The 21,432-nt window shown below is 29.7% G+C and carries 16 protein-coding genes; all 16 read right to left on the bottom strand.

Annotated elements, in window-relative coordinates; translation table 4 throughout:
• Positions 1-3 precede the first annotated feature (3 nt).
• Complete coding sequence (locus KW512_RS01910; RefSeq protein WP_258841813.1) at positions 4-3,492, bottom strand: P110/LppT family adhesin N-terminal domain; 3,489 nt, start codon at positions 3,490-3,492, stop codon at positions 4-6.
• Positions 3,493-3,513: 21 nt separating this feature from the next.
• Complete coding sequence (locus KW512_RS01905; RefSeq protein ID WP_258841812.1) at positions 3,514-6,963, bottom strand: P97 family adhesin; 3,450 nt, start codon at positions 6,961-6,963, stop codon at positions 3,514-3,516.
• Between the two features lie 114 nt (positions 6,964-7,077).
• Positions 7,078-8,478: an Asp-tRNA(Asn)/Glu-tRNA(Gln) amidotransferase subunit GatB gene (gene gatB, locus KW512_RS01900; protein WP_258841811.1), complete on the bottom strand. Its 1,401-nt coding sequence runs from the start codon at positions 8,476-8,478 to the stop codon at positions 7,078-7,080.
• Positions 8,468-9,787, bottom strand: coding sequence for an amidase family protein (locus KW512_RS01895; RefSeq protein ID WP_258841809.1), 1,320 nt, complete (start codon positions 9,785-9,787; stop codon positions 8,468-8,470). The genes gatB and KW512_RS01895 overlap by 11 nt, the downstream gene beginning before the upstream one ends.
• A complete protein-coding gene (locus tag KW512_RS01890; protein WP_258841808.1) occupies positions 9,780-10,073 on the bottom strand; it encodes a glutamyl-tRNA amidotransferase in 294 nt (97 codons plus the stop codon). The genes KW512_RS01895 and KW512_RS01890 overlap by 8 nt, the downstream gene beginning before the upstream one ends.
• A 95-nt stretch (positions 10,074-10,168) precedes the next feature.
• Complete coding sequence (locus tag KW512_RS01885; RefSeq protein ID WP_258841807.1) at positions 10,169-11,020, bottom strand: pseudouridine synthase family protein; 852 nt, start codon at positions 11,018-11,020, stop codon at positions 10,169-10,171.
• 5 nt (positions 11,021-11,025) lie between these two features.
• A complete protein-coding gene (fba, locus tag KW512_RS01880) occupies positions 11,026-11,889 on the bottom strand; it encodes a class II fructose-1,6-bisphosphate aldolase (protein WP_258841805.1) in 864 nt (287 codons plus the stop codon).
• Between the two features lie 22 nt (positions 11,890-11,911).
• Positions 11,912-12,157: a DNA-directed RNA polymerase subunit delta gene (gene rpoE, locus KW512_RS01875; protein WP_010321015.1), complete on the bottom strand. Its 246-nt coding sequence runs from the start codon at positions 12,155-12,157 to the stop codon at positions 11,912-11,914.
• Between the two features lie 3 nt (positions 12,158-12,160).
• A complete protein-coding gene (argS, locus tag KW512_RS01870) occupies positions 12,161-13,765 on the bottom strand; it encodes an arginine--tRNA ligase (protein ID WP_258841804.1) in 1,605 nt (534 codons plus the stop codon).
• Positions 13,749-14,495, bottom strand: coding sequence for a nucleotide exchange factor GrpE (locus KW512_RS01865; RefSeq protein WP_258841803.1), 747 nt, complete (start codon positions 14,493-14,495; stop codon positions 13,749-13,751). Before KW512_RS01865 ends, argS begins: the two co-directional genes overlap by 17 nt.
• 1 nt (position 14,496) lies before the next feature.
• Positions 14,497-15,504 (bottom strand): heat-inducible transcriptional repressor HrcA, encoded by a 1,008-nt coding sequence (locus KW512_RS01860; protein WP_258841802.1) that lies wholly within the window; start codon positions 15,502-15,504, stop codon positions 14,497-14,499.
• A 71-nt stretch (positions 15,505-15,575) separates the two neighbouring features.
• Positions 15,576-17,603, bottom strand: coding sequence for a thioredoxin domain-containing protein (locus tag KW512_RS01855; RefSeq protein ID WP_258841801.1), 2,028 nt, complete (start codon positions 17,601-17,603; stop codon positions 15,576-15,578).
• 126 nt (positions 17,604-17,729) lie between these two features.
• Positions 17,730-18,731, bottom strand: coding sequence for a signal recognition particle-docking protein FtsY (ftsY, locus tag KW512_RS01850; RefSeq protein WP_258841800.1), 1,002 nt, complete (start codon positions 18,729-18,731; stop codon positions 17,730-17,732).
• Positions 18,732-18,808: 77 nt separating this feature from the next.
• Complete coding sequence (locus KW512_RS01845) at positions 18,809-19,384, bottom strand: Panacea domain-containing protein (protein ID WP_258841798.1); 576 nt, start codon at positions 19,382-19,384, stop codon at positions 18,809-18,811.
• A gap of 95 nt (positions 19,385-19,479) precedes the next feature.
• Positions 19,480-20,454, bottom strand: a complete 975-nt coding sequence (locus tag KW512_RS01840; protein ID WP_258841797.1) for a DHH family phosphoesterase — start codon at positions 20,452-20,454, stop codon at positions 19,480-19,482.
• Positions 20,447-21,430, bottom strand: a complete 984-nt coding sequence (locus KW512_RS01835; RefSeq protein WP_258841796.1) for a DHH family phosphoesterase — start codon at positions 21,428-21,430, stop codon at positions 20,447-20,449. Before KW512_RS01835 ends, KW512_RS01840 begins: the two co-directional genes overlap by 8 nt.
• Positions 21,431-21,432 lie beyond the last annotated feature (2 nt).

Below are 21,432 nucleotides of genomic sequence, written 5' to 3'. Positions count from 1 at the left end.
AAACTAACTAGTTAGTTCCTTAATAAATGCATTTGTAAGCACTTGAGAGATTGACTCTTGGTCTGCAAGATCCACAGAATCATAAATTGCTAGACCTCGAACAGTTACTGTAGATTCATTTGTTAGTGTAGAATTGGATTCACTTGCTGGTGCAGGTGCTGCGCTTGGACCTAAATAACTTCAATCAAGATGGTGGTTATATACGTTAGAGAATGAATCTTCTAAATTTAAATTAGATACAATTTTTTGAGACAATGGATTACGAGATGAACTTAAAGTAAATGTGTAATTAGCATCTTTTTTAGAGATAGTTAAAAATAATAAATCATCTTCTTTAAGCAAGTCGAAATTAGCACTTTGATTAGTTAAATTGATATTTTTTTGAGAAAAAACATCAAAATCTAACGGTGCTGTGGTGCTTTTTTCAAGTTTAGATTGTTTATCTTTAATTTCAATATCTTTAATTTCGAAAAGTCCGGCCGCGTTACCTTGAACACCAGAAATCAGACCAACTACTGGGTATGCTGTTTCACCTGAAGCGGCATTAGAACCATTTTGGTCTAGGCCAATTACTAAAGTTTCTTTATTATTGAAATCAACTTTTGAAATAAATAAGCCCTTGCGTCCTTTAGATGAAAGTAAATAAGTTTTTTTGTTTTTAGTAATGTTTTTTAGACTAAAAGCCAACATTACCACACCATTTTTAAGCGGAGGTTGATTATCTTTTCCTAAAATTACAGGTTTGTTTAGTATAATTCCATCTTGTGGGTTGGCGGTGTTTTGAATAGGAGGTGTGGTTACAGTGGTTGTAGTTCCGTTAGTTTGAGTTGTTTCCGCAACCGGCATTGAAACTGAAGTTGACATTGAAACTTCTTCCTCTTGAGCCTCTTCTGCTTCTTCGTTCATTTTACTATTTAGTTCAATTTCAATATCAGTTCGATTTAATGATGAGATTTTTGAAACAGTTCCATTTTCAGTTTTTTGATTTTTTCTAAAGTCAAAAAGAACTAGCGGATTATATTTAACTAAATTATCATAAGACTGATTATCTTCAAGATTTTGAATTGAAAAAATTAATTTTGCTGGATTTGATGTAGTTTCTCCAGTTGTTTTTTGATTAAAACTCATAACTACATCAATTTGGCTGCTAGAATTTTTAACAACTTCATAAGAAATGTCAGAATTTTCTAATTCTGGATAGTTAGATTTTTGTAAAAATGACCAAAGTTTTATACCTAAACCATCTGTAGTTTCGGTTTTTTCAGGTGTTTTAGGTTTTTCAACTGTTTGAGTTTGGGTTGTTGTTTTTTGAGGTAAATCTTGAAAAGCAGATGCTTGTACAGGAGTTGCGGCTGCGGCAGGAGTTGCGGCAGGAGTGGATGTGGCAGGAGCGGCAGCGCCTGTTGATGCACCAGTTGTTGTTTCGGAATTAGTTTCTGATGAAGTTGAAGCTGGATCTGAAGTTGAAGGTTGAGAAGGAGTTTGGGTTGAAGTTTGATCTGAATTTGGGGTTTGAGGTGTGGTTGAAGCTGGATCTTCTGTTGGTTTTTCTGCTTTTTCTTCAGATTTTTTCTCAGCTTGAGGAAACATTGCTGAATATTTTTGTTTATATTCATCTAATTTAGCAGTATCCTCTGGTTGGTATCCGTGATCTAAAAAATAAAGTTTTCTAGCTACTTCATCAAATGTTTTTTGTTGTTTAGCGTCTTCAACAACTTCTGAAACTAGAGATTTAACGTATTCTAAAGTTAGTTTTGGACCGTTAGGATTTTCTTTGAATTCAAAAGTTCTAGCTAGAGGATTAAAGTTTTGAACTTTTGGATCTTGAAAATCAATCTTATCTAAATTTGAAAAGTCAATTTGTGAATTTCGTTGTAAAGCAGAATTTAGAAGTTTTCGCTGATTATCATCATAATCAAGTTGAACTTCAAAATTAGATTTTGAAGAATCAAGATCAACTAAAACAAATTTAGAATTACTTCCTTTTCCTAATGTGGCAAGTGAAGATTCAAGAACTCGCGGATAATTTGACTTAACAAATTCACTTTCAAGGTAAGGAGCTTCAATATTTAGTTGTTTTTTTATACTAAAATCAACCTCAAAAGAAACTTTATTTTCTTTTAAAAGTTTGTCTTTTTGCTCTTGGGATAAATTTTGTGCTAAACCAATTGAATTAATTTCAACAAGATAGCCTTCAAGTCCAGGAATTTGGATTGTATTTAATTTTCAATCAAAAAAAGAATTAAAATCCTGAGGGTTAATTTGAACTTTTTCGGTTGTAGCTTGTGAATTTTGGCCTGAGTCTTGGAAAAGTTGGGTTGAAACTTGATTATGTCGTCCATTTTGTTGAGAGTTTTGCGTAATTCTACTCAAGACTTTGGCGAGATGAACGGGGTTATTGTCGGTTTTGTAAATACTTTGGGCCAAACTTAGATTATCTTTAACAAGCGCAAGTTGAACAAAAGGTTTTAATTGAATTACATCACTAAATTGTGAAAGAATTTGTTGCTCGAAATTTTTGGCATCAACACTTAATTTTTTAATTCCTAAAATTGGAAAATCAAATTCTTTGACAACTTTTCCGGTTGGGTCGATTAACTCAAAAGAAATTGAAAGAGTTCCGGCTTTATCGTCATGATTTTTGAAAACCAAGTTTTCAACATTCATTAAGCTATCAACTCTTTTGGTTTCTGAATCAGCAATCATAACCATTTTTTCTTGTTTAGCTTTTTGGTTTTCAACTGTTTTTGGGGACAAAACATAACCTTTTTCCAAAATTGTTGGTAAACCTAAAGTGTTAACCAAATTATAAGTTAATCCATTTTGAAATAAAGCATCAGAAAATGCCTGAGATTTTGAGCGTGATATTTTATAAGAGGCTTGAAAATCATTATCAAGTTTAAAAGCAACTTCAGAGGCTGTCAAATTAGAACTTTTTGCTGTAGAAAGTTCTAATTTTGATTTTTCAAGATCAATTTGGAATCCAACTAAATCACCATCAGCTTTATCGCTTTGCGCAAAACCTTTAAGATCAGTTTGCTTTGAATAAGTAAGTTTGAATTGATCTGAATGAGCATAAACTACAACATTTTTTACTTCACTACCAGAAGCAGTTGCTTTTTCAATATCTAAAACTACCCGAAAATTGTGTTTAGTAATTGGACTAAAGTCATATGCTTTTAAAAAATTAAAAGCATATGAAGGATTATTAGCTAAAGCAAGAGCTGTTTTTGCTGATAAATTTTTATATTGATCATGTAATTTTAGATTATTAAGAGCATTAATGAAATCTTCTTCGCTAAAAGTTGACTGAGTTTTTAGATCCACAACCTGATTTTTATCAACGTTTCCAAAAATTTGTGAACTATATGAGCGCTCAAAAATAGTTAGACCAATCGGAACTGCAACAATTGTTGTAAGAATTGCTGTAATCGAAAAACCAGTTGAAATTATTGTTTTTGCATTTTTTATTTTGTTTGTTTTATTAAGCATCTTTTTCTACTTTCTAAAAAATTATGTTGTTGAACTTGTTTGTTGAGTAGCGGTTTCAGTTGTTGTGGTTGTTTCTGAAGTGCTTGAATCAGTTGTTCCTGGAGTGGTTGGTTTTGCTGTTTCTGGAAGTTTTTGAATTCTGATTTGGAAATTAAGTTGAGATTTTTCACTATTTTGGGTTGTGTTTTGGCTAGATTCGGTTTCACTTTGAGCTTTTTTGGTAACTTCAAGGAGAACTATTTTTGTTGTATTAGGATGAAAAACATCTTTTGTTTCTGATTTAACACTAAGGGCTAAAGTTGGATCATATTTTTTAATAATTTCTTGAATTTCTTTGAATTCTTTTGTTTCTTCAAAAGCTTTTTTTGAAGCTTGATCACCACTTTGGGTAGTAGCTATTTTGTCAAATTCAGTTTTTTCATATTGAAGCAATGAAAAAGAAGGTGGGATACTTAAAACTGCTTTATTTAGGGTTTTTATTTCTTCAGATTGATGTTGATCTGTTTTAGAAACCAAAATTTTTAAAGCTGTTTTAGGACTTTGATATTCTTCAGTCTTAGTTTGTTTATTGAAAATTTTGTAATAATAAGTAAGATTGTACCCTTCAGATCCGCTTGGAATATCGGTTTCTGATGTTGAATAATTTGCTGCTCCAGTTTGTTTTTCAAAAACTATTTGATAATCTAAATCTGAGCCAACTTTTGCTCAAGCTCTAAAATTATTAAGTTCTTTAGCCTTAACATAAAATGCAAGTAATAAATCTTTTAAATTTGTCAGTTTTTCTGTTTTTGTTGAATAAAATTCTTTTACTAATTCTTCAACAGATTTGGCGGATTGTTGAGTTTCACCAGTGGTGGCGGTTGAAACTGGTGTTAAGATTCCGTTTCCTGAACTTGAAGTGTTACTACTTTCATTAATTTTCTTAGTCTTTTCGCGAATTTCTTTGTAGATATCTTCGGGTTGACCTGTTCCTGTTGAGTTGGTTCCTGAAGAACTTTGTTGGGTTTTTGCCGTACTTATTTTGTTAAGTTTTTCAAAAATTTTGTCATCATCATGGACATTTTTAAATTGATCAGCGATAGTTTTTGGTAAAAATAAGTTAGAAAATCAACCTCTTGTGTCAAAAGTTTTAACATGACCATTAAAATCTAGACCCATAATGTCAGATTCAGACTTAAATTTTATATCATATGCGGTTTTAAAAATGCTGCCTTCTTTAATGTCTGTTATATTTATTTTTTCATTAGGATCGATTAAGTTTGCTGATTTTGCAATTTCAAAAAGATATTCTAAAATTTCAGTTGGCTCCATACTTAATAAATAAGCATAAAAAGCAGCAACATCATGCTCGTTTGTGAAAAATTTGTTAGATTTTAGAGATTTAATTTTAAACTGTGAGCCAGTTTGATCATCAGATTGAAAATCAAGAAAATCATGTAATTTAGGGAATTTTTGATTTCCTGTTCATGATTTTAGCATTGATTCATGCGGATTAAAATCATATCCATACTGGAATTTATTTGATAAAATTTGCTTTAATTCTTCAGATTTTTGACTATCATCTCCAATTAATTTTTCTAACTCAGTCTTGGAAATAAATGAAGTTGAGGTTACAATCTTTTCTTCATGAATTTTAGGCTGAGCTGATGAAGCAGCAGAAACTTGAACTTGTTGCATTTGAGGAGAATTATCTGGTAAAGAATTAATAAAATAAAATTCTTGACGATTTTTATCAAGTTGATGAGTTGCGCCAGTTGTTTCAGTTTTTTGTTTGAAATATTTTATTTCAAAAGTTTCTTGTTTTGATTTTAATAGTTTAGGGTTGTTGTCGCCAAAAAAACTTGAATAAAGGTTAATATTTACCGGAATTTCAAGAGTATTTGAGGTTGCTTTTGCACGATTAATATCAAGATAAAAATCAACTCCTGATACTTTTTTTTGTGAAAAATATGGAGAAAGTTCACCAAAATCAAGAGAAATCGGTTTTATTAAAAGATTATCATTGATTGCTTTTACAACAGAATTAGATCGAGCTTGATTTGATTTATAAAGATCTTTATTTATTTTTTCTAAAAATTCTATCGAAGTACTTGAATTAACGGCAAGTTTGTTAACAAATTGTTCTAAACTTTGTGATTTTGTTTCAGGAGAAGAAGGTTGTTCTGGTGATTCGGTTTGGGTTTGGGCACCTTCAGTTCCTTGTTCTTCGTTTTGTTGTTGTCCTTCTGTTTGTCCTTGCGGTTGTTCTTGGAATAATTGGACTGAATTTACTTGCTGAAGTTGAGGTAATGACTCAGAAGTTGATGAGGAAGCTAAATTAACTACAACAGTTGAAGTGCTTGGGGTTGTAATTTCCCCTGGAGCAATTTTAAAATCAAGAAAATTTAGTTTTCTGATTGAAATTTTAGATAAAATATCATCTAAATCAGCAAAATAAGTTGCTTGTTTTATTTGTTTTTCACCAGATTCAGTGGTTTTTCCTCCATTATTTGCATCTTGACTTGGGTTAGAATTTGAACTAACTTGTGGAACTAAATCAATTTTTTCAAGTAGTTGAGCGTCTTCGATATTAAAATTTTTAAGTTCAAATTTTGCATCATCAGTCAATTCAGCTTTAACTAAAAAACTTGGAACTGAATTTGAATCAACTGAAATAAAATTATTTGTTCCAGGGTGTTTTTCTAAACTAAAATTGTAAATTGTTCCTTGTTTAAAAGGGAAAGAATTATTTTGATCAAAATTTAACTCGTTAATTATTTTATGAAAATCAGGGAAATATTGAGCTATTCTTTCAACTGCCTCAAGTTGAGTTCCAGCTTTATTGATATCAGCGGCAAAATCCTCAACACGAGTTAAGGATGCGATTTTTTGATTAGTTAAATTTGGACTTGAAAAACTAGAACTAAAATCTGTTCTTCTTAAATTTTGGATGTTTTCTTTGAAACTTTTAGTAATTTTTTCTAAATTGGAATTAAATTCGGCAAGAGCAAATTGTGAACGTTGTGCAAATGAAACTTTTTTAGAAATAATTGTTGAAAATGCGGTGCGATTGTTATCGATTTGGTGTTTTGCACGAAAGCGAAGTTCAAAACTTTGGTCATTATCGTTTGGAATTAAGTCAATAAATTCTAAAAATGGTTTATTTGGTGCAAAAGTTGGCTCAAATTTGCGTAATTGGGAGTTAACTTGTGTGTAAAAAGATATAAATTTATTTAAATCAGTGCCAGCTAATAATTTTCCACTATTGTCAAAAAGTTGTGCTTTTATTTGACTATATGTGGTAGAATCATCAAAGACATCAGTTTTAAAGGCAACATTATGGATTCGGGAAACTAAATTTTCTAACTCAGCTCGCGGATTTTCTCCTGTATAACGAATTCGAGTTACAAGTCCAACCGTTGTTGCAAAAATAGCAACACCACCAACGGCGGTCAATGCTAATATTAATGAATTTTTGTTTTTTTCGGGCATCCTTTCTCCTTTTTTATTTTTGTGTATAGATACATAATTATATCATAAATCGCTATTTTTTTATGTTTATATATAATTTTAGACAAAAAAATTCATTTAAAAATGATTTTATTTTTAAAGATTTTTTATCCATTCAGTCAAAATTAGATTTACTTTTTTAGGATCGGCATTTCCTTTTGTTTTTTTGATTAATTTGCCTATCAGAATTTTAAATAATTTTTCTTTATTATTTTTATTTTGCTCAATTTGTCTAATTTCCTCACTAGCAAGTTCGGTCAAAAGACTTTTAATTTCATCATCAGATAATTTTTTTTCAAAAATTGTTTTTATAATGGTCTCAAGATCTAAGTTAGGTTTGTTATTTTTTATTTCAATTATTTGACGGAATTCACTGTTAGTTATTTGATTATCTAACAATTTTTTGACTGAATTTCCAAAAAAATCAGAGTCAATATAGAGCTGGTCAAAACCGTTTTTGTTAATAATTGGAACTATTTCAGCAAAAAATAATTTTACACTTTGGGTTCAGTTTTCTGGATTTGAATTTTTTAAAAAAGTTCAAAATTCAAAATTATTTAAAATTTGATTAATATAAAATGTAGAAACACCGTGTTTTTCGAGCTTTTTTTGGATTTCTAAAGGACTGAGTGGGACTTGGATAGAGTCAATAAATTCTTTTGTTAATTCGATATAAGGCAAATTTGGTTCGGGGAAATATTTATAATCTATGGCATTGGTTTTGGTTCGTAATGTTTGATTTTTTATCAGTTTATCGTTAAATTTTTTAGTAACTTGAGAAACTTTTTGGCCTTTTTCGTAAGTATTAATTTGCTCTTCAATTTCAAGTTGGGCGGCTTTTTGGATATTAGAAATTGAATTTATGTTTTTAATTTCAACTTTTGGATTAAAAAATGATTGATTTTTTTCACGAACTGAAATGTTTATATCAGCACGAAGTGAGCCATTTTCTAGTTTTGCATCAGAAATACCTAAAAATAAAGCTAATTTTCTAATTTCATCAACATATTGAGCAGCTTTTTCGGCCGAATCTAGCATCGGCTGAGTCACTATTTCAATTAAAGGAACCCCACAGCGATTATAGTCAAAAAATGTTTGATTTTCTTTATGAATTTGCTTTGCCGTGTCTTCTTCAAGGTGAATTCTTTCAATTAAAACACTAAAATCGCCAACATTTATTGAACCATTTTTTCCAATTGGATAAAATTGCTGGGTAATTTGAAAACCTTTTGGCAAATCAGGGTAAAAATAATTTTTCCGGTCAAAAGCTAATATTGATGGAATTTCCATTTTTAAGGATTTTGCTAAAATTATTGCTTTTTCGACAGCTTTTTTATTTATTTTTGGCAATGTTCCAAGATAACCTAAATCAAAAAGATTGAAAAATTTATTAGGTTGACCACTTGAGTTTGGCGAATTTGAGAACATTTTTGCCTTTGTATTAAGTTCTAAGTGAATTTCAACCCCAATAGTTACTAAATATTTATTATTCAACATTAATGTCACCTATTTTTTCTTCAATATAAAGTGAAAAACCTAATAAACTTGCATCAGAGTTAATTTTTGAGTCAATGGCTAGATTAAAAGGTAAATTTTTGTGTTTTCCTAATGGGATTGTTATCGAAGGGTTTCCGACTAAATTAGAAATTGCAAGTATAAAATTTGTAATTTTGTCACTTTTTTCACTGTTTTTTCCAAAAACATCAGGCGCAACTCCATAAAAAGCAGGGAAAAGCACAACATCAAATTGATTTAAAAGTGATTCATAATAATTTTTAATTAGGGTTCTTATTTTTTTTGCTTTAATGAAAAAATGTTCTTGATTTTTCTGCTCAAGGAAAAAAGATCCTCAAATAAGTCTTTTTTGGAGCATAAAGCCAAATCCGTCTGTCCTTGTTTTTAAGAAAATATCTTCTCATTTTAGATTTTTGTCTGTATTTCCAAAAGTTAAACCGTTTATTGCTGATAAATTCGAAGTAGCTTCTGAGTAAGAGATAATTTCATAAACTGGTAAAATTGTTTTAAGCAAATTTAAATCAGGCATCATGTTTTCAACTAAAACACCCTCAGATTGTAAAATATGCTCTAATTTATAGAGTTTTTCTTTAACATAAGGTTCAATTTCGTTATCAAAATTTCAGAATAAAACTTTTTTTGGCTTAGTTTTTTCAACTTTTTGAACTTGTACTTCAACAGAAGTTAAGTCGTTTTTATCTTGACCAAAAACTATTTGAGAAACCAAAATCGAATCACTAACATTATGAGTAAGTCAAGCGACTGTGTCAAGAGAAGTTGCATAAGCAAACAAACCATGACGAGAAACAGCCCCATATGAGGGTTTAAAACCGACTTTTCCGACAAAACTAGCCGGTCTTCTTATTGAATCACCAGTGTCTGAGCCGATTGCGAAATGGACAGAATCAATTGTTGCTGCACTTCCTGATGATGATCCACCAACTAGTTTAGTTTTGTCAAGCGGATTTAAAATTTTACCAAAAAAAGAAAAAAGACCTTTGCCACCTAGACCTAATTCGTCATTATAAACCTTAATTAATGGCTGGGCTCCTTGATCAATTAATTTTTGAAAAACTGTAGAATTATATCCAGGTCTAAAATTAATAAGCGAATTTGATGAACCATGCGAAACTCCTTCAACGGTGGCAAAATTTGATTTTATGCTAAAAAACATACCTGACAAAATTCCCTTTTTTTGATTTTTTTGTTCAAAAAAAGAAAAAACAGCATTATTTTCATCTTTTTTTAATTTTTCAGTTGCTTGGTTTATATTTAGTTCAAATTTAGTCATCAATCACCTTTTTGGTTATAATTTCATTTTGACTTGCGTGGACTGAATTTGTAAAAAGTTGAGATCTAAAATCAGAAAAATTTGGCTCGTCATCGAATAAAATTTCAATTCCTTTTGGAAAAGAGTTGATTTTTTCCAAACTAGGAACGTCTTTTGTATCAAAAGTATGCAAAAAATTAATGCGGTTTAGCATTTGGTCTTTTTCTTGTAAAACGGTTTCAATTACTTTTTCACTAGGAACAAAATACAACGATTTTGCAAGTTTGATTATTTTTTCTCTATCCATTTAGCCTCCAATTTTGTTATTTTAATTTATATTAAATGTAAAATTATACTAGAAATTAGGGTTTAATTTGAATTTTAGATAAAAATAACGAAAATCTATGGTTTTCATCATTCTGGTTTTGAGACAAATTTTTTTTCGTTTAAATAGGATAAAAATCCGTCTAAATTATTGAATTTTAAAGAAAATGAATGCAAAAATAAGCGACTTTTTTGCTCGCCATTGTATTTTTCATCACCAAAAATCGGAAAACCTAGGTGTGATAAAGTTGCTCGAATTTGATGTTTTTTGCCAGTATGTAAAATCGCAAAATTTCTGTTGTTTTTAGAAAAAAATGTCGTAGAAATAAGGGAACATCCTGCTTCATTTTTACAAACTTCCATTTTTTGATTAAGGTCATTTTTCCTTATAAAAAGATCGGTTTTTATAGGTTTTTTTAGCTTTATTTTTGATTCAAAGGTGTAAATTTTCTCAAAAAATTTCTGCTTTTTATTAAGTTCAACAACACTTTTATAATTAAGTCCGTATAAAATAATTCCAGAAGTTTTTTTATCAAGCCGACCCACATGTGAGGGCATAAAAACATCAGTTTTTTCTATTTTTAAATAATTTCAAACGACCAAATCAAGGTTACTATTACCGCCATGAACCTGTAAATCTTTAGGTTTTTCAACAATTAAAACATTTGAATCTTGATAGATTATTTTTAAATTTGTCTTTATTTTAGGCAACTTTTTTTGATTTTGAACTTCCTTTTTAGCGTTAAAAATCAAAACCCTATCACCTAAAGCCAGCAAATATTTTTGTGATTCAGCCTTATTATTGACCTTAATTTTTTTATTACGAAAAAGCTTTTGAATTTCGTTGTAATTGAAATTCAAAAGCAATTTTTTAACTAATTGAATAAGTTTTTGGCCTACTTGATTTTCAGATACGCTAAATTCTATCATCCAAATTATGCTTGATTTTCTGAACCAAATTCGACAATTTTAGCCTCGACAAGTTTTTGGATCGCTTTTGTTCCTGGGGCTAATAATTTTCGTGGATCAAAATTTTTGCCTTCTTTAATTTTTCCAGAAACAACAAAATCTGTTACAGCGGCCGCGTTTGCTTGTTGAAGTTCAGTATTTACATTAATTTTTGCAATTCCTAATTTGATTGCTTTTTGAATTTGATCTTTTGGAAGACCACTACCACCATGTAAAACCAGTGGAAGTTGAGTTTTTTCTGAAATTTGATCTAAAACATCAAAATCCAAAGATTTTCAACTAGATGGATAAACACCATGAATGTTACCAATTCCGGCAGCTAGGCAAGTAATTCCAGTTTTGGAAATCTCATATGCTTGATCAACATCAGCGATTTCGCCATTTCCGATAATTCCGTCTTCTTCGCCACCAATTTGGCCAACTTCAGCTTCAACTGTTGCATTTTTTGAATTTGCAAGTTCGACAATTTGTCTTGTTAGCTCTAAATTTTTTGAAAATTCTTCTCTTGAACCATCATACATAACTGAAGTAAATCCTGTCTCAAGAGCTTTTTTGCAAGTTTCAAAACTTCCATGATCCAAATGAAGGGCAACAGGAACACTTATTTCTAAAAATTCAATTAAATTTGTCACTAAATTATAAACAGTTTTTAGACCACCCATATATTTTAGTGCACCTTCTGAAGTCGCGATTATTAAAGGAGATTTTTTAGCTTGCGCGCCAAGAAGTGCGGCTTTTGTTCATTCAAGATTATTTATGTTAATATGTGGAATTGCGTATTTGTTTTTACGAGCTTTTTCCAACATTGCTTTTGTATTTTGTAGATTCATTTTACACCTTTAAAAAAATAAATTAAATTAAAATATCACTTCTAAGTGCTCAGTAATTATTGCCCAAAGCAACAAAACTACCATCAATTGTTAATAATTTATAGAGCTCGCCTCTTTTTAAAGTTAAAATTTTATCTGTAGATAAATTAGGTAATTGATTTTCTCATTTTGACATCAGGGCAATCTGAACTTCAAGAAAAATGTCGCTAAAATGGGCAGATTCTCGGTTTTTTAGAAAATTTATTGCTATTGAAATTATAGTTTTCATCTTTTAAATCCTTTCTTTTGCCTTTATTCCAAGTAATTTTAATCCATTTTTTAAAACAATTGAGACAGCTTTTGTTAAACATAAAAGATTATTTGTGTCTGAATTATTCAATATTTTTGTGTTAGAATAAAAAGAATTAAAGAGGTTAGCTAGTTCTAGTAAATATTTTGGTAGTAAATTAATTTTATAATTTTTTGCTATTTTTAAAACAATTTCCTCAAATTGGTTTAATTTTGAAATTAAATTAGTTTCATTTTCTAATTTAAATGTACTCAAATTTTCGACATTTAAATTAGATTTAGCCAGTAAATTAACCGCACGAGCATGGGCGTATTGGATTAAAAACAACGGATTCTGTGAATCTATGCTACTTGCTAAGTCTACATCAAATTCTACAAGCGAATTATACCCCCGTTCAGCAATAAAATAACGAATTGCATCAGCATTTGCAACTTGAAGAAGGTCTTTGATTGTAAAAGTTTGCCCTTTTCTTTTGGACATTTTAAATTCTTTGCCCTTTTTTACTAATTTTACAAGTTGATATAACAAAATTTGCAATTTATTTTCCTGATTAGCGATTTTTAGGGCTGCATTTACACGGTCAACATAGCCAATATGGTCTGCTCCTCAAATATTTATTAAAATGTCGGGCTTATATTCTGAATTAATTTTGTGCAAATGATAGGCAATATCGCTTGAAAAATAAGTATAATTTCCGCCGTTTTTTATTAAAACACGATCTTTTTGGTCGCCAAAATTTGATGTTTTTAGTCAAAGTGCGTTGTCTTTTTTATATGTAAAACCTATATTTTCAAGGGTTTTTTGAACATTTCCAGATAAAAATAAATCACTTTCGGATGTGAATTTATCAAATTTAATAGATAAATTTGATAAATCTTTTTTTATTTCACTAAGAAAAAAATCAATAGCTTTTTGGCGAAAAATGCTGTAAATTTCGGGGTTTTCAAGACTTGATGATTCAAATTTATTACCATATTCATCAAAAAAATTTTTGGCCATTAAAATAATTTCTTCACCAAGATAAGCTTCTTCTGGAAGAGGAATGTCTTTAAAAATTTGCTGATAACGGGCAAAAACTGAAGCAACTAGTTTGTCAATTTGAGACCCAAAATCGTTTACATAATACTCACGAAGAACAGAATTACCTGAAAATTCAAGAATATTTGACAAAATATCGCCAATAACAGCACTTCTGAGGTGACCGAGGTGTAAAAATCCTGTTGGGTTAGCAGAAACAAATTCGACATTTATTTTTTTTGACAAAAAACTTCGACCAAAATTTTCGTTTTGGTCGATTATTTTCTTAACAATTTTTGAATATTCTGTTTTGGAAACAAAAAAATTCAAAAATCCTGGTGAGGCTATCTCAATTTTTTCAAGACCTAATTCTTGCTGGCTTAATCAGTTTTTAATTTTTTCCGCAAGTTCTAAAGGCTTTAATTTGTTTTGTTTTGAAAAAATTAAAGCTACATTTGTGCTAAAGTCACCAAAATTTTTCGATTTTTCAACTATTATCTTAGTTTTCTCAAAAATTAAATTATTTTTGACAAAAAATTCAGATATTTGGTTACTAATTTTTTTGTTCATTTGTGTTTCCAACAACTACAAGCGCTGTTTTTACAACCCGATCATGAAGTTTGTATCCAATTGAGATTATGTTAGAAATTTTATCTTTTTCTCCGTCAGAAACTTCATAAACTTCATGGACTGAAGAATCAAAAACACCACCTACTTCAGGCACTATTTTTGTTATTCCAAAATTTTCCATAACATTTTCAATTTGACCAACGAGCATCTCAAATCCTTTTACATATGAAGAAGTTTCGGGATTTTCTGCGTTTAAACCATATGAAATTGCTTTTTTAAGATTTAAAAATGGTGAAATAAACTCTTCAAAAAAAGGTTGTAAACTATATTTTTTTATGTGATTTTGGTCGTTTTCAAATTTAGTTTGAAGTTCAGCTTTAATATCTTTAACTTTTTGAGCTGCTTTTTCCTCAAAAATTTTGACTTGAGATTTAAAGTCATCCTCAATTTTTTTTATTTTGTCTTTTAATTTTAAGGACTCAATTTCAAGACTAATGTTTTTTGTGGTTAATGATTGGATTTGATTTTCAAGGTCTTTTAATTTAGATTCCTTTTTTAAAAGACGACGTGATTTTTTGCTGTTTTTTTCATTATTTTCTGTTTCGTTTTCTGTTTTTTGGGCTGAATTTTCAAGGTTATTTTCGACTGATTCACTAGAAATTTTTTCAGATTCTTGTTTTTCATTGTTGTTTAGGTTAATTTTTTTATCTTCAGAATTCTCAAAAATCATATTATTCCTTTCTATTATTGTTTTTATTTGATAGAAAATCTTCTAAAAGTTTTATGCCCGTTCGCGCTGCAGAATAATTAATTTTTTTCGTTGATCCTATCATGCTAATTTCCTTGATTGCAAACGATTTTTCAAGTTTTTTTGAGATAAATGAGGTTTCAGGCGATTCTATACTGATTTTTAAGGTTTCATCTTCAGTGGCAGTTTTTTCGTCTAGCATTTCTCAAATCGACTTTTTTTCAATCAAATTAAGCAAATCAACAAGTCTGGTTCTAGAAATTTCGCTATCTAAGATTAACATATTTTTATTATAAACGTCTGATTTATTTTGGATCTGGAAGTTAAAAATTTTGTGTATAAAATGATGCAAAAGTTCATCACTATGTTTAATTTGTTTTTCTAATTCTTGTTTTAAAATTATTAATTTTGATGAAACTTCTGCTAATGGAGTATTTATAAGTCTTTGTTGAAATAGGCGAATTGCAATTTTGACATCTTGCAAAGAAATTGAAGGTGAAAATGTGATTTTTTTATTTTCAACACTGCCACTAGAGCTAACAACAACAACAATTCCTTCATTTTGTGATATTTGTGTCAAATTTATTGACATTAAACGGTCATTTTCGTTGCTTGTTGTGGTAATTATTGTGGTGCCAACAGATTCAGAAATCAATTTAAAGGCTTCAGAAATTGTATTTTCTATGCTGACACGTCGGCGAGCAAACAAGTCTTTTAGTTTATTCGCTAAAATTTCGTTTTCGTCGAATGACAAAAATTCAGCATAGTATTGAAACCCTCTTAATGTTGGAATTCTGCCGCTTGAAATGTGAGGTTTTTCCAAATAACCTTCTTTTTCAAGTTGATTCATTACCATTCTAAGGTGTGAAGAGGATTTTTTTATGCTGTAATTTTGTTTTAAAGCGTTCGAACCGATTGATTCCCCGGTTTTAATAAAATTTTCAACTATCTGCTTTAAATATTTTTCTTTTTTAGCATCTAACCTTGACATTCTTGTTAAATTATAACAAAAAAACTAAAAAATAATTAACTTTAGTAGTATGAAAATTTAAATTTTGTTTCTTAATTTTTTAAGGCTTCTTCAATTTTTTCAATTAGCAATTCTGCTGGAGCGTATTCAAATTTTTTAAAAATTGGCTTACCGTCTTTGAAAACGAAGTGAGTTGGCACAAAAAGAACTTCATATTCAGTGTCTTTTTTTCTAAATAATTGCGCTTCTTCTGCATTAACTTGAATTAATTTTACATCAGTTCTGTTTTTAAAGTACTCAGAAATTTCTTCATTAACAGGTTCTTGCATTTTGCAATCACCACACCAATCAACCGCAAATTCTAAGTAAACAACACCACTTTTAATTTCTTCTTGGGCGTCTTTTCATAGCATTTTTTTCATTTTTAGCTCCTTTTCTTCTGGATAAATGTTATGAATTATAACAGAAACATTGGGTTCTTTATCAAAAATACGGAAAATCTTTTTTTTGATATTTTTTTGAGTTTTTTGTTGTAATTCTTTTAATATTTTATCATTTGTTTTTTTAATATTCGAAAAATTATCAAAAATAATTTTTCGAATTATCTCATGATATGAATCACGATTTTCACGACTCAAGATACCATGATCAGTTATTTCAACTTTTGAAACAATCTTTTTTAAAACAGGATTGAACAAAAAGGAAACAATTATCAGTCCGTCTTGAGATAATGATTCGCGCTCTTTTAACACTTCAAAAGAAACATCGCCAATTCCATAGCCCGAAATATAAATTTCATCTTGACCTTTTGTTAGTTTTTTACGTGAAAATAAATTTCCGTCAATAAAATTAGCTATTCTTTTATTTTGCAAAATAATTGTGTTTTGCCTATTTATTTTATTATTAGCGGCAATATTTGATGCAACAACTAAATATCGATAAAGTCCTTGAATTGGAATAAAATATTTTGGCTTAAGAAGGTCAATCATATCTGAAATATCTTCTTTGTATGGGCGTGCTAGTCCAAAATCTGATTCAGAAATATCAACTATATTTGTTACAGATTTAGCAATTTGGTCTAAAACTTTAGCATAAAGTTGCTCCATCCCATTAATTGGAGGGGTTAACATAATTACATAATCTGACTTTTTTAGCTTAAAATAGGCATCGTCATTCTGAAGAACTCGATTAAATCGGTGACAAATTCTTTCGGGACTAGATGTTATTAAAACAACAGAATTTCTTTGCTTATTTGCAAATTTATAGTCAAAAAAAGTTGGCAAACTTTTAATTTTATTTGTTGTTAATTTGTCAAGCTTATAAATCATGTCATATAATTTGTCATATTTTTTTCCATAAGCTGTAATTTGTCTGTTGAATTTCAAGGCAAGGTCTATGATTTCCTGAATTGAGACCATTTCTTCATCATAAGCTGAAACGACAATTCGCGAATTTTTATCGGCTTGCAGGAAACTTTTTTCAAGAAAAGATCTAGCAAAAAGCTTGTTTATTGCTTTTCCAGGCACATTAGATTTACCTGAATCAGAGATAAACATTAAAACACCTTTTGGGTTTTGGCTAATTTTTTTGATTAAGTCAAAATTAGTTTCACCATAAACACCTAAATTTCCAACGACATAATTGGACATAAAAACAATTGAGCCATCCTCGGTTTGAAAGCAAAAACCAATTGAGCCAGGCATTGAACCTGCAACCGAAAAAGGAATTATAGTTATTTTTTCACTAATTTTTAGCTCAGATATTATTGGTTTTATCTCAAAAGTAGCATCTTCGATATTATATTTGCTCATTCGGTCAAGAATTAGCGCTTTAGTAAAAAAAGAGCTATAAATCGTTACGTTTTTTAGTTTCATAACTAGCCAGGGAATTCCCGAAAATGATTCATTTTTGGCATCAGTTATAAAAACACCTTTTATTTTTTCCTTGTTTTCTTCAATGTAGGTGTAATCTGGAATAATTGTGTCAACCCCAACTGAACTATCAAGTGGGATTTTAGCACCTGCGTTTATAACGAAAATATCGTCGTCAATTTCTAAAATATAGCAATTTTTTCCGTTTTCATCTTGGCCGCCTAGTGCAAAAAAACTAATTTTAGCCATAATTTCCTTTTAATTTTGATTTTTATTTTATTTATGTGAATTTTTCACATAAGTTTTATCTATATTTTTTTAACATTTTAATTTTTGTTTTTGCAAGGACACAAATCTAAAGATTTGCCAAAATCTTTAGATTTGATATTGATTTTTTAATCCTTTTGTGATTGCAAAAATAAATAAATCTAGATCAAACGGCTGTAAATCATCCATCCCTTCGCCCAAACCAACTAATTTTACACTAATATTAAGTTGATCTTTGATTGAAAAAACGATTCCGCCTTTACTTGTGCCGTCCATTTTTGTTAAAATTATACCAGAAATTGGAGTTGCTTTTGTAAATATTTCAGCCTGAGAGACTCCGTTTTGACCAGTTGTTGCATCAATTACCAAAAGTGACTCATGAGGTCCATCTGGTATTTTTTGAGAAATTATTTTGTTAATTTTTGCTAATTCTTGCATTAAATTGACGTTATTTTGTAGTCTTCCAGCCGTATCAATCAAGACCAAATCCATTTTTTCTTTTATTGCAAAATCCAGACCGCGAAAAACTACAGATCCTGGATCTTTTTCGTTAGTTACTGGTTTTACAATTGACGCGCCGACTCTTTTAGCTCATATTTCAAGTTGCTCGACAGCGGCCGCGCGGAAAGTATCTGCCGCAATAATTAAAACTTTTTTACCTTCAAGCACATATTTACGGGCTATTTTAGAAATTGAAGTTGTTTTTCCAGAACCATTAACACCAGAAATTAAAAAAACATTAATTCTATCGGTTTTTACGTTCAAATTTATGTTAACAATTGACCGGTTTGAATAAATTGTGTACATTTTATCCATAATAATTTCGGTAATTAATTCAGGATTATCAATGTTGTGAAAACGAACTTCATCTTTTAGCGCATTTATTATTGTGTTTACAAAATTTGGAGAAATATCTGACATTATTAGTATTTCTTCAAGTTCATCAAAAAAATCATCATCAATTTTGATGTGTTTTTTTTGAAGTTGAACAATTTGATTCAAAAAAGAAAGTCTAGATTTAGACAAACCAGCCACGTATTTATCTAAATTAGCGACTTTTTTTTCTTTTGAACCAAAAATTTTTTCTTTGATTTTTTTAAAAAAAGACATTTTGTGGTTCCTATAATTTTTAATAAATACATTATAAATTATAAGGGTTTTTAATTTTTTATTAAAAGGCAAAAAAATTAAAAATCGTTTTTTAGTACATCTATTTCACTGTCTTCAAGTATTGTTTCGTTAAGAATAATTTTGTTTGTTGGATTGGACAAGGCGGTTTTGTATGATTTTTGTTTGTATGACAAATTCATTAATTCGTTTGGACGCATTTTTTTCAACCGTTCAAAAACAAAGACAAAACAATCTCACCGTTTTTCTTGAGCCTCTATTTTTTGTTGCTCAGTGAAAGTTTCACCATAATCTTGACTAAAGTCTCTTAAAAAATCGTTTTTTAATATGTCCTTGAATTCGTCAATTATATCATTTCTGTGATAATCTAAAATATCCTCAAGATTATAGGAGGTATTTTTAGGTGTCTGAAGGCTAAAAAACTGAGTTTTTAAAACTGTTCATGAAACAGGACCATATTTGTATGACTCAAAATCATCACAAAAAAACGGTTCATTATAAAGTCTATAAAATTTTCAATGCGTAAATCATAGTATTTTTTGAACTCAAGTTCGATAAAGCTCGGTTTCCCCGGTCTCAACGTGATAAAGCGCAAATAGATAATTTAAAAATTTTTTAATATCAATTCCATTCATAACAACCTCCATGGTATGTTTGTGAATATTAATTTTTTTATGATTTTTAGTTAAAAAAAGGAAAAATTTAGTATTTTGGTCGACATTTTTCCTTTTTAAGTTAAAGAATTAGCTTTTCATTCTTCGTATTCTGCTTGGCAATCGTGAACTAATAAATCTAATTTTTCAAGGTTTTCAAGAATGGTTCCTGAAGCATTAAGGTGACCGCCTCCACCTCATTTTAGGGCAATTTTTTGAACATTTGGACCTGCTGATCGAAATTCAACCCGCCATGAATTTTGAGTTTCTTGAACTAAACAGAGTCAAATTTTGTATTCATCGATGTTCGCTAATAAATTTGGTCTAACTGAATTTTGTGAATTTTTTTGTAGTTTTTGTTGTTCTTCAATGGATAAAGTGTAATAAATTACATTTTTGTAAGTTTTTTTATTAGCAAAAATGTAACTATCAAATTCAAGATCAGATAATCTTTTGGCATTTAATTTTTCATGAATTTTTGAAAAATTAAATCCAGTTTCAAATAAAACCGCTGTTAAAAAGTGAGTTCGTGCTGATGTATTTTTATATAAAAAGCGCCCTGAATCTGTGTAAATTCCAAGATAAATGAGTTCGGCTGATCTTTTTGATATTTTTCAGTTTAATTCATGCGCTAAATCTGCAATTTGTTCACAAGCAGCAATGTAAGTCGGATCAACTCAGCGATAACTTTCACCCAAATCATCGTCATTTGGGTGATGATCAATTCTCAAAATTGATTTGAATCGAATTTGCTCAAATAAATAAGCAAATTCGATTCGATTTTTAAAGTTTGCATCAACAATTATGGCTAAAGATTTTTCCAAAATTTCTTTTTCCGGAACTAAATCTTCTTTTAAATATAAAAATGAGAATGATTTCTTAAAATCTCCGATTGCAAAGACTTGCTTATTTGGAAAGTTTTCTAAAATAAGCGATTTCAAACCGTTTTGAGCACCAAGGCAGTCTCCATCAGGTCTAATGTGGTGAAAAATAACGATTGAGTCGTGTTTTTCGATAAGGTTTTTAATTTCTGTTGCTATTTTTTTATCCATTACGTGTAAAACCTTCGGCTAATTTTTCTAGTTTTTCTAGTATTTCACTAATATTTTGATTAATTTTTTCATTATTATCTAAATTAATTCCAGCAGCAAAAGGGTGACCGCCTCCGCCATATTCGACCGCTATTTTATTAATAACTGGGCCATTTGAACGAATTCTAACTCTGATTTGGTTTTCATATTCAATCAAAAACAGCCAAATCAAGGCATCACCTATATTTGACAAAAGATTAACAGCCGAAACTTGGCTTGAGGACAAGTTAAATTTTTCCTGTTCATTTTTTGAAACATAATGTCATAAAACTTTGCCTTTTTTGTTGTAATTTCCTAAAACATGCGCTTGAAAAGCGACTTCATTTTCAGTTCTCTGAGACAAAAGGCGATTTAATTCGCTGAAATTAAAATTGGTTTTCATTAAAAAAGCGACAATTTCAAAGGTTCTTGCTGTTGTCGAAGGAAAAGCAAAACGACCTGAATCTGTTAAAATCCCTAAATAAACAAAAAGGGCAATTTCCTCGTCAATTTGTCATTTTTCTTCTTTTAAAATAAAGCCAATCATTTCAGAAGCGGCAGAAAAAGTTGGATCGATTCAAGTTTGATCGTAAATTTCTTCCTCTTTTTCAGGGTGGTGGTCAATTTTAACTCTTGTTTCAAATTTAGAATTCAAGAAAAAGTCAAATTCTTGAATTCTATTAATATCGGCAGTATCGACTGTAATTGCAAGTGAATTTTGAAAAAATTCACTTGCAATTAAATCCATATTATCAAAGTGAAAATTTAAAAAATCAAATTCTTTATTGTTATCTCCAATTAAAAAAACATTTTTTTGGGGAAAATTTTTTTTAATTGCTTTTGCAAAACCTTGTTGGGCTCCGAGACAATCTCCATCAGGTCTAATGTGGTGAAAAACAAAAATGTTATCGTGTTTTTCGATGTTTTTTATGATTTCTAAGTGTGGTTTTGAGTTCATTT

The organism is Mesomycoplasma ovipneumoniae (assembly GCF_024758565.1).
In the GTDB taxonomy this organism is placed as follows: Bacteria; Bacillota_I; Bacilli_A; order Mycoplasmatales; family Metamycoplasmataceae; genus Mesomycoplasma; species Mesomycoplasma ovipneumoniae_B.
Note: the sequence above shows the minus strand (reverse complement) of the source record. Positions and strands in the feature narration are given on the sequence as shown.